This is a genomic window from Pseudomonas sp. A-RE-22 (genome assembly GCF_019956035.1).
GTDB classification, from domain to species: domain Bacteria; phylum Pseudomonadota; class Gammaproteobacteria; order Pseudomonadales; family Pseudomonadaceae; genus Aquipseudomonas; species Aquipseudomonas brassicacearum.
This window is the reverse complement of the sequence record NZ_JAHBCZ010000044.1, coordinates 19,361-32,722: the sequence shown is the minus strand read 5'-3', so window position 1 is coordinate 32,722 and position 13,362 is coordinate 19,361. Positions and strand designations below refer to the sequence as shown.

The 13,362-nt window shown below is 62.2% G+C and carries 12 protein-coding genes; 5 read left to right on the top strand and 7 right to left on the bottom strand.

What is annotated here, in order from left to right:
• Positions 1 to 100 precede the first annotated feature (100 nt).
• Entirely contained in the window at positions 101 to 382 is a 282-nt protein-coding gene (locus KGA89_RS20670; protein WP_003196348.1) for a YheV family putative zinc ribbon protein, read from the bottom strand.
• Positions 379 to 2,457, bottom strand: a complete 2,079-nt coding sequence (prlC, locus tag KGA89_RS20665) for an oligopeptidase A (protein ID WP_013691985.1) — start codon at positions 2,455 to 2,457, stop codon at positions 379 to 381. The genes KGA89_RS20670 and prlC overlap by 4 nt, the downstream gene beginning before the upstream one ends.
• Before the next feature lie 72 nt (positions 2,458 to 2,529).
• On the opposite strand from prlC, the gene KGA89_RS20660 reads away from it, so the two are divergent.
• A complete protein-coding gene (locus tag KGA89_RS20660; protein WP_003196351.1) occupies positions 2,530 to 3,075 on the top strand; it encodes a gamma carbonic anhydrase family protein in 546 nt (181 codons plus the stop codon).
• Positions 3,076 to 3,163: 88 nt separating this feature from the next.
• Positions 3,164 to 3,814, top strand: coding sequence for an HAD family hydrolase (locus KGA89_RS20655; protein ID WP_223472423.1), 651 nt, complete (start codon positions 3,164 to 3,166; stop codon positions 3,812 to 3,814).
• Between the two features lie 285 nt (positions 3,815 to 4,099).
• Here the strand turns inward: KGA89_RS20655 and KGA89_RS20650 are convergent, their stop codons facing one another.
• The 5 genes from KGA89_RS20650 to aspA all read right to left on the bottom strand — a co-directional run bounded on the left by KGA89_RS20650 (position 4,100) and on the right by aspA (position 10,403).
• Positions 4,100 to 4,558 carry an REP-associated tyrosine transposase gene (locus KGA89_RS20650; RefSeq protein ID WP_223472422.1) on the bottom strand — a complete coding sequence of 153 codons (459 nt, stop codon included), beginning with the start codon at positions 4,556 to 4,558 and terminating at the stop codon, positions 4,100 to 4,102.
• A gap of 127 nt (positions 4,559 to 4,685) precedes the next feature.
• Positions 4,686 to 5,678, bottom strand: a complete 993-nt coding sequence (locus KGA89_RS20645; protein ID WP_003196356.1) for an AraC family transcriptional regulator — start codon at positions 5,676 to 5,678, stop codon at positions 4,686 to 4,688.
• A gap of 220 nt (positions 5,679 to 5,898) precedes the next feature.
• Positions 5,899 to 6,903: an asparaginase gene (locus KGA89_RS20640; protein WP_223472421.1), complete on the bottom strand. Its 1,005-nt coding sequence runs from the start codon at positions 6,901 to 6,903 to the stop codon at positions 5,899 to 5,901.
• Between the two features lie 136 nt (positions 6,904 to 7,039).
• Positions 7,040 to 8,491, bottom strand: coding sequence for an alanine/glycine:cation symporter family protein (locus tag KGA89_RS20635; RefSeq protein WP_003196361.1), 1,452 nt, complete (start codon positions 8,489 to 8,491; stop codon positions 7,040 to 7,042).
• Positions 8,492 to 8,978: 487 nt separating this feature from the next.
• Positions 8,979 to 10,403 (bottom strand): aspartate ammonia-lyase, encoded by a 1,425-nt coding sequence (gene aspA / locus KGA89_RS20630; protein ID WP_003196363.1) that lies wholly within the window; start codon positions 10,401 to 10,403, stop codon positions 8,979 to 8,981.
• A 180-nt stretch (positions 10,404 to 10,583) separates the two neighbouring features.
• On the opposite strand from aspA, the gene KGA89_RS20625 reads away from it, so the two are divergent.
• The 3 genes from KGA89_RS20625 (at position 10,584) to KGA89_RS20615 (ending at position 13,332) form a co-directional block, all read left to right on the top strand.
• The gene (locus tag KGA89_RS20625; RefSeq protein ID WP_003196365.1) at positions 10,584 to 11,501 is read left to right on the top strand and encodes a LysR substrate-binding domain-containing protein; all 918 of its coding nucleotides are present in this window, start codon (positions 10,584 to 10,586) and stop codon (positions 11,499 to 11,501) included.
• Between the two features lie 241 nt (positions 11,502 to 11,742).
• A complete protein-coding gene (gene purE / locus KGA89_RS20620; protein ID WP_003196369.1) occupies positions 11,743 to 12,234 on the top strand; it encodes a 5-(carboxyamino)imidazole ribonucleotide mutase in 492 nt (163 codons plus the stop codon).
• A gap of 12 nt (positions 12,235 to 12,246) precedes the next feature.
• Positions 12,247 to 13,332 carry a 5-(carboxyamino)imidazole ribonucleotide synthase gene (locus KGA89_RS20615; RefSeq protein ID WP_223472420.1) on the top strand — a complete coding sequence of 362 codons (1,086 nt, stop codon included), beginning with the start codon at positions 12,247 to 12,249 and terminating at the stop codon, positions 13,330 to 13,332.
• The last annotated feature ends 30 nt before the right edge of the window (positions 13,333 to 13,362 follow it).

Sequence of the window (13,362 nt, the reverse complement as noted above, 5' to 3'; positions counted from 1 at the left end):
CTCAGTCTGGACGTGATGAACAGTCTGCAAAGGAAGGTGTGGGTGCGGGCGGTATATATGTATCGCTTCCGGGCCGTGGGGCCCGGAAGGTGATATCGGATCATTCCGTCGGTTTTTTCTTCAACTTGGGGTTGGGGAAAAACTGCACCGCCTGAACCTTGGCGTCCGGCGCCTTGAGCGCCGAGGTATTGACCCGGGTGCCCAATTCCTTGGGCACCGACAGGCCTTGCTCGTTGAGTGTGTCGGAATAACCGCAGGCGACACATTCACGGTGCGGTACGCCGTCTTCGTTCCACATCATCAATTTGTCCGGCTCGCTGCAGGCCGGGCAGACCGCCCCGGCGATAAAGCGTCGCTTGGTAATCACAGGTCCCTCGCTCATGCTGCCGCGTCCTCGGTCAGGCCGCTGTGGCGCAAGAGTGCGTCAATCGACGGCTCACGGCCACGGAAGTCGACGAACAGCACCATCGGCTCCTGCGAGCCGCCACGGGCCAGGATCGCCTCACGGAAAGCACGCCCGGTGTCGGCGTTGAGCACGCCGTCCTCTTCGAACTTGGAGAATGCGTCGGCCGACAACACTTCCGCCCATTTGTAGCTGTAGTAGCCCGCCGCATACCCGCCGGCGAAGATGTGGGCGAAGCTGTTGGGGAAGCGGTTGTAGGCCGGTGGACGCATGACCGACACTTCGTCGCGCACGCCTTCGAGCACTTGCAGCACGCTGCGGCCATCGCCGTGGGTGGCGTGCAGCTCGAAGTCGAACAGCGAGAACTCCAACTGGCGGACCATCATCAGGCCGGACTGGAAGTTTTTCGCCGCGAGCATTTTCTCCAGCAGGTCCTGGGGCAGAGGCTCGCCGGTTTCGTAGTGGCCGGAAATCAGCGCCAGGCCTTCAGGCTCCCAGCACCAGTTTTCCATGAACTGGCTCGGCAGCTCCACGGCATCCCAGGCCACGCCGTTGATGCCGGACACGCCGGCATGTTCGACGCGGGTCAGCAGGTGGTGCAGGCCATGGCCGAATTCGTGGAACAGGGTGGTGACTTCATCGTGGGTCAGCAGCGCCGGCTTGCCGCTGTCGGCCGGGGTGAAGTTGCACACCAGGTTGGCGACCGGGCTTTGCAGGACGCCTTCGAAGGTGCGACGACGGTCGCGGGCGCCATCCATCCAGGCCCCGCCACGCTTGTTGGCGCGGGCGTAGAGGTCGAAGAAGAAGCGGCCGACGTGCTGGCCGTTTTCCTTGATTTCGAACAGGCGCACGTCCGGGTGCCAGGTGTCGAAGCCTTTCAGTTCGGCGATCTCGATGCCGTAGAGGCGTTGCACGATGGCGAACAGGCCGCCCAGTACCTTGTCGATCGGGAAGTACGCACGCAGGGCTTCCTGGGCCACGCTGTAACGCTGCTGGCGCAGTTTTTCACCGTAGAAACCGCTGTCCCAGCTTTGCAGGTCGGGGCAGCCCTGTTCGGCGGCGAAGGCTTTGAGCTGTTCCAGGTCCAGGGCAGCGAACGGTTTGCTGCGCTTGGCCAGGTCCCGCAGGAAACTGAGCACCTGATCGCTGGATTCGGCCATCTTGGTCGCCAGGCTCAACTCGGCGAAGTTGGCGAAACCGAGCAATTGGGCCAGTTCCTGACGCAGGTCGAGGATCTGTTCCATCACCGGGCCGTTGTCGTTCTGGCCGGCATTCGGGCCCTGGTCGGAGGCGCGGGTGCAGTAGGCGGCGTAGACTTCTTCACGCAGGGCGCGGTCTTCGGCGTAGGTCATCACCGCGTAATAGCTGGGGAATTCCAGGTTGATCAGCCAGCCGTCCAGCTCCTTGGCCTGGGCGGCCGCGGCCATTTGCGCCTTGGCCGAGTCGGTCAGGCCGGCGAGGGCGGCCTCGTCGGTGACGTGCTTGGTCCAGGCCTGGGTCGCGTCCAGCAGTTGATTGGAGAAGCGGCTGCCCAGTTCGGACAGTTTGCTCTGCACTTCGGCGTAACGCTTCTGCTGCTCCGGTGGCAGGTCGATACCCGACAGGCGGAAGTCACGCAGGGAGTGTTCCAGGATGGTTTTCTGCGCCACATCGAAACCGGCGGCTTCAGGGCTGCTCGCCAGGGCTTCGAAGGCCTGGAACAACTCGCGGTTCTGGCCCAGCTCAGTGGAGTAGGCACTCAGTGCCGGCAGGCAGGCCTCGTAGGCTTCGCGCAGTTCAGGGCTGTTGCGCACGGCGTTCAAATGACTGACCGGGCTCCAGGCGGCGCCCAGGCGATCATTGAGCTCATCCATCGCCAATACCAGGCCGGCCCAGGTAGGCTGCTGGACTTGGGTCTTGAGGAGCTCGGCGATGGCGGCACGGTTGTCAGCCAGGATCTGCTCGATGGCCGGTTGCACGTGCTCGGCACGGATCGCCGAGAATGGCGGCAGGTCATAGGGCTGCAAAAGAGGGTTGTTCACGCTCACGGTCGACACCTTGGCTGGAAGAAACATGGGCCCATCTTAATTACAATCGACGTTCACCGCAGCTAGCAGCGCCTATCACCGGATAAGAGAGAGCCTATCGTGACCCTTCGCACGTACCAGAACCACAGCCCGCGGCTAGCCCGGGGCGCTTTTGTCGACAGCACCGCGGTGGTGATCGGCGACGTCGAAATCGGCGAAGACAGCTCCGTCTGGCCGCTGACGGTCATACGCGGCGACATGCACCGCATCCGTATCGGTGCGCGTACCAGCGTCCAGGATGGTTGCGTGCTGCACATCACCCACGCCGGTCCGTTCAATCCCGAGGGCTTCCCGTTGCTGATCGGCGACGACGTGACCATCGCCCACAAGGTCATGCTCCATGGCTGCTCCGTGGGCAGCCGGGTCCTGATCGGCATGGGCAGCATCGTCATGGACGGCGCGGTGGTCGAAGATGATGTGATCATCGGTGCCGGCAGCCTGGTACCGCCGGGCAAACGCCTGGAAAGCGGCTTTTTATATGTGGGCAGCCCGGTGAAACAGGCCCGGCCGTTGACGGACAAGGAGCGCGCCTTCTTCACCTACAGCGCGGCGAACTACGTGAAGCTCAAGGACCTGCACCTGGCCGAAGGCTACGACCAGCCCTGACGGGTTCGCCTGCCACCTCTATTCATCGTGGCGAGGGAGCTTGCTCCCGCTGGGCTGCGCAGCAGCCCCATGACTTCCAGGAACTGCAATGCATTACCAGACTGTACTCTTCGACCTCGACGGCACCCTCACCGACCCCCGCGAGGGCATCACCCGTTCGATCCAGTTCGCCTTGAGCAAACTGGGCATCGACGAACCCGACCTGACCCGCCTCGAGCATTTCATCGGCCCGCCGCTGCTACAGGCGTTCATGCAGTTTTACGACTTCGATGAAGCGAAGGCCTGGGAGGCGGTGAATTTCTATCGCGAACGCTTCAAGGTCACCGGCCTATACGAAAATCGCGTCTTCGACGGCGTGATGCCACTGCTGGAAACCTTGGGCAGCCAAGGGCGCCAGTTGTACATCGCCACGTCCAAACCCTGGGTCTTCGCCCGGGAAATCGCCCGCCACTTCGACTTCGCCCGGCACTTCAAGGTGATCTACGGCAGCGAACTGGACGGCACCCGCACCAACAAGGTCGAGTTGATTGCCCACCTGCTGGCCGAAGAAGGCCTCGACCCGACCAGCACCCTGATGATCGGCGATCGCAAGCACGACCTGATCGGCGCCCGCAGCAACGGCCTGGATGCAGCGGCGGTGGGGTATGGATTCGGCAGCCATGAAGAACTCAGCGCCGAGGGCCCGGCGTATCACTTCGAGACGGTGGATGCGTTGCGTCAGGCGTTTTTGCGGGGTTAGTCATATTGCCATCGCGGGCAAGCCTTGCTCCCACAGGGCAGCGCCTTGAATGCTATGGGGGCAAGGCTTGCCCCGCCAAAAAGCAGCATCTGGAGTACCTGCGGGAGCAGGCCCCCCAAAAAGGCAGCATTTGGAATACCTGTGGAAGCAGGTTTTCTCCCCCAAAAGGCAGCATTTGGAATGCCTGTGGAAGCAGGTTTGCTCCCCCCAAAAGCAGCATTTGGAATACCTGTGGGAGCAAGGCTTGCCCGCGATGAGGCCATCATGGACGCAGCTTAAATCGAATCAGACCCATATCGCGTCCCACAATGGGTAGTCCCCAATTTTCTCAACTAAACCGGCTCGCAGCGGGTTTGCCACGACATATCGAGCGACTGTTTGCAGATCTTCCTCCTTGCGAATGGCTCGGTCATGAAATCCCTCCTGCCAAAGCGATCCTTCCCGCTGCGTCAATCGATTGAAGACAACCGTGGTCCGAGACTTTGTTCGCGCAATCAGCTTGGAGAGTTCTATACCCTGCAATTCGATCAGCCAGTGAAAATGGTCTGGCATCACCACCCAGGCCAACGAATGGGCAAATTGTTCTTTCTGAGCCTTTCGGAAGGCGTCAACCACCAAGCGTCCTGTCTCGAAGCGGCCAAAAAACGGCTCGCGGCCGCGCGTATTCACGGTCAGTAAATAGACGTGTCCAGACTGCGAATAACGTCCGAAACGCAACTGTTGGGAATGAGGCAGTGTTGTCACAAGTGATCCTCCTTGATCTGTCCTTTATTTCAAGGCTAGGACAGCAGAAGCGGATCCGACTTGGAATGTTGGAGCAGGATGTGTCTGGGCTGACGCCATCGCGGGCAAGCCTTGCTCCCACAGGGAATCAGGCCCTGAACTGGCTTGGCGCCACGCCGCTCCAGCGCACGAAGGCGTGGCGGAAGCTGGCGGTTTCGCTGAAGCCCAGTCGTTCGGCGATTCGATAGATCGGCAATTGGTCCTCGCAGAGCATCTGCTTGGCCCGTTCGAAGCGCAGTTCGTCCAGCAGTTCCTGGTAGCTGCAGCCCAGGTCCTTGAGGTGGCGGCGCAGGGTGCGCGCCGAGCAGTTCATCTGTTCGGCCAGGCCTTCCAGCCCGGGGGCGGCGTTCAGTTGGGCGTCGAGCAACTGGCGGATCCGCCCCAGCCAGGCCTGGCGTCCGGTGAACTCGGTATTCTGCCGGCGGCAACGTTCGGCCATGGCGTGATGGGTGATGGGGTCGGCCAGGGGCAAGGGTTGGTCGAGCCAGTGGCGCTCGAAGGCGAACGCGTTATCGACGCTGTCGAAGCGCACCGGGCAATCGAAGAGTGCGGCGTAGCGCGCCTGGTAATCGGGCGCCGGATGTTCGAAGCGTGCCGCACGCAAGGGTAGTGCATGACCAAGGAGGTCGTTACAGATGACCTTCAGCGAAACCATGCAGAACTCGGCATTGAACACCGCCAGGGCCGGGTTCTCCCGATAATCGCTGGCGCTGAACCAGATGTGCTGGCCGTCATCGTCCAGGTTCAGTTCGAAGAGTGTTCCCAATAGCGCCGGATAGCGCAGCGCCAGGCGCAAGGCGTCACCTAAGGTGGCACTGGTGAGCAGCGCATAGCCGAGCATGCCGTATGACGAAACGTGCATGCGCAGGCCCAGCTCCAGGCCGATGTCGCGCTTGAGGGCCACGGCGTTGGCGCAGACCTGCATCTCCTGGTTGGTGGTGATGCGCGTATCGGCCCGGCTCAGGTCCGCCGCGCTGATACCGCTGCCGGCCAGCAATGCCTCACTGGACAGCCCTTGGTTCTTGAAGGCGCTCAGTACCAGGGAGACGGCGTTGAGGGTGGTGAGGTGGGAATGAAGCATGTCCGTTTCCAGCCTGGGGAAGGCTGGAAACGGAGCAAGTTATATGCCGGATGAAAATCGAAGGTTCAACACAACCTCTAATGTGGGAGTAGACCTGTGGGAGCAAAGCTTGCTCGCGAAGAACGATGACGCGACCTTACAGTTGATCTGTGTCGCCTGCATCGCGAGCAAGCTTTGCTCCCACAAGTGTCCCCTCCCACAGGTTTTGCAGCGTCTAAGCTCAGCTCAGCTCGCCACACAGGTCCAGCTCTACCAGCCGCCGAACCTCTTCCACTGGCAGCCCGGCGCCAATCAAGGCCTGCAACTTGCCGAACGCGGCTTCGCGGGTCATGCCGCCGCCGGACAGCACGCCAACGCCACGCAAGCGGCTGCCAGCTTCATACACGTCCAGCTCGACGCCACCTTCATGGCATTGGGTCACCGCCACGACGACCACGCCGCTGTCCCGCGCCCGCTCCAGGCTGGCGAGGAAGGCCGGGTTGTCGCTCGGCCCGGTGCCGCTGCCGTAGCATTCCAGCACCAGGCCCTGGACACCGCTGCCCAGCAGGCCATCGAGGACCTGCGCGCTGATGCCGGGAAACAGCGGCAACACTGCGATGTTTACCAGTTGCTTGGGCTGGTTGTAATTCAACTGCGCCGGCAGCGAGGAGGCTTTGACACCTCCGCCCTGGCGTTCCAGGCGCTTGAACGGGTGACGACCAAAGCTGCGCACTTTCGCGCAACGGGTTGGCGCCAGCAGCTCACCGTGGAAGTACAGGTGCACGCCCGGCGCCAGGCCCTGGCCAAGAGCGACCAGCGCGCCGCTGAGGTTTTCCCAGGCGTCGCTGTCGGTCACGCCGGCGGGCAGCATCGAGCCGGTGAAGCAGACCCGCGCATGCAGGCCCAGCAGCTGGAAGCCCATCGCTGCAGCGCTGTAGGCCAGGGTGTCGGTGCCGTGCAGGATCAGTACGCTGTCGCAGCCCTGCACATCCACGGCATCGACCACCGCTTCGCGCAGTTGCTGCCAGTAGGCCGGGGTCATGTTGGCGCTGTCGATCAGCGGCGACATTTCCCGGAAGCGCCATTGCGGGACGACGAGTTCGGGTTGGCTGTGCAGGTAATCACGCATACGCGCTTCGAAACCGGATGCCGGAGCCAGGCCGTGGGCGCTGGCCTGCATGCCGATGGTGCCGCCGGTGTAGAGCACCATGACGTGCTGGGCGGCAGGGTAGGTCGAGCCATTCATGGGGTTGTTCTCCGAGGACGAAAACGGCAGCTTGGGTTAGCTGCCACAACATAAGGCCGAGCATGACGCCGACCTCAGGCTGTGTCACGCCGGGCGCAGGGGATGCGCCCGGTTTTTTCCAAACAGCTTGTACCGATCAGCGTTGCGCTGCGGTCGCGCCAGCAACAGCGGTGTCAGGATTGGCAACCGACGCCGATGGGTTGGCAGGCCAAGCCTTGCGGTCCAGATCCAGGTCCGGGAACTTGCTGGAATCGAAGACAGGGGTCCTGATGCCGGCCGAACGTTGGTCATCGTAGTCACGCAGGATGCGCATGCCGACCTTGAACAGCAGGAACAGCGCGATCAGGTTCACGAACGCCAGCAGGGTCATGGTGATGTCGGCGAAGGCGAACACGGTGCTGAGGTTTTCGATGGCGCCCCAGAAAATCAGGACCAGGACCAGTGCACGGTAGGCGATCAGGGCCTTGCGGTTCTCACCCAGCATGAAGCGCAGGTTGTTCTCGCCCAGGTAGTAGTTGTAGAGGATCGAGGTGAACACAAACAAGGACAAGGCCACGGAGATGAATACCCGGCCCCAGTCACCCACGACGGCCGCCAGGGAGTTCTGGGTCAGGGCAATGCCGTCGCCTTCGAAGCCCGGGGTGTAGAAGCCCGACAGCAGGATCAGCAGCGCGGTGCAGGTGCAGATCACGAACGTGTCCAGGAACACGCTGAATGCCTGTACCACGCCTTGGGCTACCGGGTGCTCGACCGACGCGACAGCAGCGACGTTAGGCGCACTGCCCAGGCCGGCTTCGTTGGCGAACACGCCACGCTTGACGCCCATGACGATGGCGCTGCCGATCAGGCCGCCGAAGGCCTGGTCCAGACCAAAGGCGCTCTTGACGATGGTCGCCAGCATGCCCGGTACATGTTCGAACTGCAGCACGATCACGTAGATGGTCACGGCGATGTACGCCAGGGTCTTGACCGGTACCAGCAGGTCAGCCACCTTGGCGATGCGCTTGATCCCGCCGATGAACACCAGGCCCAGCAGCACCGCCAGGCCCAGGCCGGTGTAGGTGGTGTCGAAGCCGAAGGCGTTGTTCAGGGAGTGGGTGACGGCGTGGGCTTGCAGGCCGTTGAAGGCGAAGCCGAAGGTGACCAGCAACAGGACCGCCATGATCATGCCCAACCAGCGCTTCTGCAGGCCGTGCTGGATGTAGTAGGACGGGCCGCCACGGAACTGGCCTTCGGAGTCGCAGCGCTTGTAGAGCTGGCCGAGGGAGCACTCGAAGAAGCTGCTGGACATGCCGACCAACGCGGTCACCCACATCCAGAACACCGCACCAGGACCACCGAGGGTCACGGCGATGCCGACACCGGCGATGTTGCCCGCGCCGACACGACCGGCCAGGCTGAGCATCAAGGCCTGGAACGAGCTGAGCTGGCCAGCACTGCTCTTCAGGCTGTCACGGAACACCGCGAACATATGAAAGAAATGACGGAACTGGACGAAACGCGAGCGGATCGTGAAATAGCTCCCGAGCCCGACAATGAGCACGATCAGCACTTTCCCTGAGAGGAAGTCGTTGATGACTTCAAGCATGAGTATTCCTCGCTGTTTTTTGTTTAAGCAAATGCTGGCCATTTGGAAATATCGCGTTACATCGGTTGGTGCGCGGCCCAACAGGTGAGGCGATGTTTCGTCCCGGTCCATTTTCGCGGGTTGTTATTAGTTCGGTTTTCGCATGTTTAAGGGTCTCGCTGCAGACGACCACTCATGCGAAGAGGGGCGGCACTATACCTATCAGTGCGGTGCCCGTCTGCACAGTTGTGGTGCGTCCGACGAAACGAAACCTTTGAAACACCTGGCCTTTCGGTCAGGTTATTGTGGGGGCGAGCCTGCTCGCGTTGGCTGGCGACGCGGTTTACAACGGGCAGCGCGTCGTCGTTTATCGCGAGCAGGTTCCTTCCCACAGGTTCAGTCATCCTTTGCTGCTATCAATTAAAAAAAGGGCTTGGGGAAGATCCCCAAGCCCTCAAAAGGTGAGAGGTGTCTAGTCCCTCGACCTGGTGAGCGGTGTTCGTGTCGATCACGCTTTGAGCGGGACCAGACGCGGAGCAATCATGTTTTCCGGGCGCAGGATGTCGTCGAGCATGGCGTCGTCGAGCAAGCCTTCTTCGCGCACCAGTTCCAGCACGCCGCGGCCACTTTCCAGGGCAACACGGGCGATGCGGGTGGCGTTTTCATAGCCGATGTACGGGTTCAGGGCGGTGACCAGGCCGATCGAGTGCTCGACCAGTTCACGGCAGCGCGCTTCGTTGGCGGTGATGCCGACGATGCAGTGCTCGCGCAGCATGTCCATGGCCCGTTGCAGCAGGCGGATCGAGTCGAAGATCTTGAAGGCGATCAGCGGTTCCATCACGTTCAGTTGCAGTTGGCCGCCTTCGGCCGCGATGGTCAGGGCCAGGTCGTTGCCGATGATCTGGAATGCCACCTGGTTGACCGCCTCCGGGATCACCGGGTTGACCTTGCCGGGCATGATCGAGCTGCCTGGCTGGCGGGCTGGCAGATTGATTTCGTTGATGCCAGTGCGTGGGCCGCTGGACAGCAGGCGCAGGTCGTTGCAGATCTTCGACAGCTTGACCGCGGTGCGCTTGAGCATGCCGGAGAACAGCACAAAGGCGCCCATGTCGGAGGTGGCTTCGATCAGGTCGGCGGCCGGAACCAGCGGCTGGCCGCTGATGGTCGCCAGGCGCTGTACGGCCAGGGCCTGGTAGCGCGGGTCGGCGTTGATGCCGGTGCCGATGGCTGTGCCGCCCAGGTTCACTTCAGTGAGCAGTTCAGGCGCCAGGGTTTTCAGGCGCGCCAGGTCTTCGCTCAGGGTGGTGGCGAAGGCGCGGAATTCCTGGCCGAGGGTCATCGGCACGGCGTCTTGCAGCTGGGTGCGGCCCATTTTCAGGACGTGGCTGAATTCTTCACCTTTGGCCGCGAACGCCTGGATCAGGCTGTCGAGGCTGGCCAGCAACGCGTCGTGGCCCAGCAGCAGACCCAGGCGGATCGCGGTCGGGTAGGCGTCGTTGGTGGACTGCGCCATGTTCACGTCGTTGTTGGGGTGCAGGTACTGGTACTCGCCTTTCTGGTGGCCCATGGCCTCCAGCGCGATGTTGGCGATGACTTCGTTGGCATTCATGTTGGTCGACGTGCCAGCGCCGCCCTGGATCATGTCCACCACGAATTCTTCGTGGAAATCGCCGCGGATCAATCGTGCACAGGCTTCACTGATGGCTGCGTGCTTGGCTTCGCTGAGCTGACCCAGTTCGCGGTTGGCGTCAGCGGCGGCCTGTTTGACCATTGCCAGACCGACCACCAGCTTAGGGTAATGCGAGATCGGGACGCCGGAGAGACGGAAGTTGTTTACCGCTCGTAGGGTCTGGATGCCGTAATACGCTTGCGCTGGTACTTCGAGTACGCCAAGCAGGTCTTTTTCTGTGCGGAATGATGCAGCGGAGGACATGATAGAAATCATCTCGATAAGGACCCGGTCTGAGCCGGAACGCTGCGAATCCTAGGCTCTCAAAAAAAATAGGGCCAATGCTGTTAAGCACTGGCCTATGCATATTCGGCATAATGTCGGTGTGACGTCGGCGGTGCGACGAACGTGTGACCTGTTTTGGTGCGTGTAAGGGAGGACGTGATGAATCTTGAAAGCAAATGGCTTGAGGACTTCAGTGCCCTGGCCGCTACCCGCAGTTTCTCCCAGGCGGCCGAGCGGCGTTTCGTGACGCAACCGGCCTTCAGCCGGCGAATCCGCAGCCTCGAGGCGGCGCTGGGGCTGACCCTGGTCAACCGTTCACGCACGCCCGTCGAGCTGACGGCGGCGGGGCAGTTGTTCCTGGTGACGGCGCGCACGGTGGTCGAGCAACTGGGGGAAGTGTTGCGCCATTTGCATCACCTGGAGGGTGGGCAGGGCGAAGTCATACAAGTAGCCGCTGCCCACTCCCTGGCGCTGGGCTTTTTCCCGCGCTGGATTGCGCAACTGCGCAACGACGGGATGAACATCGCCACGCGGCTGGTGGCGACCAACGTCGGCGATGCCGTCCACGCCTTGCGTGAAGGGGGCTGCGACCTGATGTTGGCCTTCTACGATCCGGACTCGGCCATGCAGATGGACCCGGAGATATTCCCATCGCTGCACCTGGGCCAGACCGAAATGCTGCCGGTGTGCGCGGCCGATGCCGATGGCAAGCCGCTGTTCGACCTTGAGGGCGAGGCCAGCGTGCCGCTGCTGGCCTACAGCGCCGGGGCGTTCCTCGGGCGTTCGGTCAACCAGTTGTTGCGCCAGCGGGCGCTGCGGTTCACCACGATCTACGAGACGGCCATGGCCGACAGCCTCAAGAGCATGGCCCTGGAAGGCCTGGGCATCGCCTGGGTGCCGCACCTGAGCGTACGCGCCGAACTGGCCCGGGGCGAACTGGTGATCTGCGGCGGCCCGCAATGGCACGTGCCGTTGGAGATCCGCCTGTACCGCTGCGCCCTGGTGCGCAAGGCCAATGTGCGGTTGTTGTGGCGCAAGCTTGAAGGTGGCGTGGCGCAGGGTGCCGCGGGATCTTGATAGCACTGCAAACCCTGTGGGAGCGTTGCCTCAAGACTGACTTTGAGGTCAATAAAACCGCCACTTCACCGCAAATGACAGATGGTCGGCGAAAGTGCGTTTAACGCACCATTTTCGGTATACTGCCCGGCCTTCGGTCGGCTTGCCCGGCCATAATTCGTACAACAAGCCACGCCGGTTTCCTGCGTGGCTTGTTGTTTTTTGACGCGCCTGCGGGCGCCCAGAGAGAAGAGGCACGACGATGAGTGCACTGGTTGGCGTGATCATGGGCTCCAAGTCCGATTGGTCCACCCTTAGCCACACCGCCGATATGCTGGAAAAGCTCGGCATCCCTTACGAGGTGAAAGTGGTCTCCGCCCACCGTACCCCGGACCTGCTGTTCCAGTACGCCGAAGAGGCCGAGGCGCGTGGCATCGAGGTGATCATCGCCGGTGCCGGTGGCGCCGCCCATTTGCCAGGCATGTGTGCGGCCAAGACCCACCTGCCGGTGCTGGGCGTGCCGGTCCAGTCTTCGATGCTCTCGGGCGTCGATTCGTTGCTGTCGATCGTGCAGATGCCAGCCGGCATCCCGGTCGCGACCCTGGCCATCGGCAAGGCCGGCGCGATCAACGCGGCCCTGCTGTCGGCGAGCATCCTGGGCGCCAAGCATCCACAATTTCATACCGTGCTGAAAAAATTCCGCGCTGAGCAGACAGACAGCGTCCTGGACAATCCAGACCCACGCATTGCCTGAGGTTGTTGACGAATGAAGATCGGTGTAATCGGTGGCGGCCAGTTGGGTCGCATGTTGGCCCTGGCGGGTACACCGCTGGGGATGAACTTCGCTTTCCTGGACCCGGCGCCGGACGCTTGTGCCGCGGCGTTGGGTGAACACCTGCGGGCCGACTACGGCGACCAGGATCACCTGCGCCAATTGGCCGATGAAGTCGATCTGGTGACCTTCGAATTCGAAAGCGTCCCGGCCGAAACCGTGGCCTTCCTGTCCCAGTTCGTTCCGGTCTACCCGAGCGCCGAAGCCTTGCGGATCGCCCGTGACCGCTGGTTCGAAAAGAACATGTTCAAGGACCTGGGCATCCCCACGCCGGCTTTTGCCGACATCCAGTCCCAGGCCGACCTGGACGCCGCCGTCGCTGCCATCGGCCTGCCCGCCGTGCTCAAGACCCGTACCCTGGGTTACGACGGCAAGGGCCAGAAAGTCCTGCGCAAGCCTGAAGACGTGGTCGGTACGTTCGCCGAACTCGGCAGCGTGGCCTGCCTGCTGGAAGGCTTCGTGCCGTTCACCGGCGAAGTCTCGCTGATCGCCGTGCGTGCCCGTGACGGTGAAATCCGTTTCTACCCGCTGGTGCACAACACTCACAAGGACGGCATCCTCAAGCTGTCCGTCGCCAGCACCGACCATCCGTTGCAGGCCCTGGCCGAGGACTATTCCAGCCGGGTACTCAAGCAGCTCGATTATGTCGGCGTGATGGCGTTCGAGTTCTTTGAAGTGAACGGCGGCCTCAAGGCCAACGAAATCGCCCCTCGGGTACACAACTCCGGGCACTGGACCACCGAAGGCGCCGAGTGCAGCCAGTTCGAAAACCACCTGCGGGCGGTCGCTGGGTTGCCGCTGGGGTCGACCGCCAAGGTCGGTGAGAGCGCGATGCTCAACTTCATCGGCAAGGTGCCGGACAGCGAGAAAGTCCTGTCGATCGCTGACTGCCATTTGCATCACTATGGCAAGGCGTTCAAGGCCGGGCGCAAGGTCGGTCACGCCAACCTGCGCTGCGCGGACCGGGCGACTTTGGCGCAGCAGATCATCAAGGTCGAGACGCTGATCGCCGAGCAATAATCCGCAACATCGGTGGAACCATTCGTCGGC

Excerpts from the sequence above, each read along its gene's own strand:
- KGA89_RS20670 (WP_003196348.1), bottom strand. The coding sequence starts at position 382 with ATGAGCGAGGGACCTGTGATTACCAAGCGACGCTTTATCGCCGGGGCG.
- prlC (WP_013691985.1), bottom strand. The coding sequence starts at position 2,457 with ATGTTTCTTCCAGCCAAGGTGTCGACCGTGAGCGTGAACAACCCTCTT.
- KGA89_RS20655 (WP_223472423.1), top strand. The coding sequence starts at position 3,164 with ATGCATTACCAGACTGTACTCTTCGACCTCGACGGCACCCTCACCGAC.
- KGA89_RS20645 (WP_003196356.1), bottom strand. The coding sequence starts at position 5,678 with ATGCTTCATTCCCACCTCACCACCCTCAACGCCGTCTCCCTGGTACTG.
- KGA89_RS20640 (WP_223472421.1), bottom strand. The coding sequence starts at position 6,903 with ATGAATGGCTCGACCTACCCTGCCGCCCAGCACGTCATGGTGCTCTAC.
- KGA89_RS20635 (WP_003196361.1), bottom strand. The coding sequence starts at position 8,491 with ATGCTTGAAGTCATCAACGACTTCCTCTCAGGGAAAGTGCTGATCGTG.
- aspA (WP_003196363.1), bottom strand. The coding sequence starts at position 10,403 with ATGTCCTCCGCTGCATCATTCCGCACAGAAAAAGACCTGCTTGGCGTA.
- KGA89_RS20625 (WP_003196365.1), top strand. The coding sequence starts at position 10,584 with ATGAATCTTGAAAGCAAATGGCTTGAGGACTTCAGTGCCCTGGCCGCT.
- purE (WP_003196369.1), top strand. The coding sequence starts at position 11,743 with ATGAGTGCACTGGTTGGCGTGATCATGGGCTCCAAGTCCGATTGGTCC.
- KGA89_RS20615 (WP_223472420.1), top strand. The coding sequence starts at position 12,247 with ATGAAGATCGGTGTAATCGGTGGCGGCCAGTTGGGTCGCATGTTGGCC.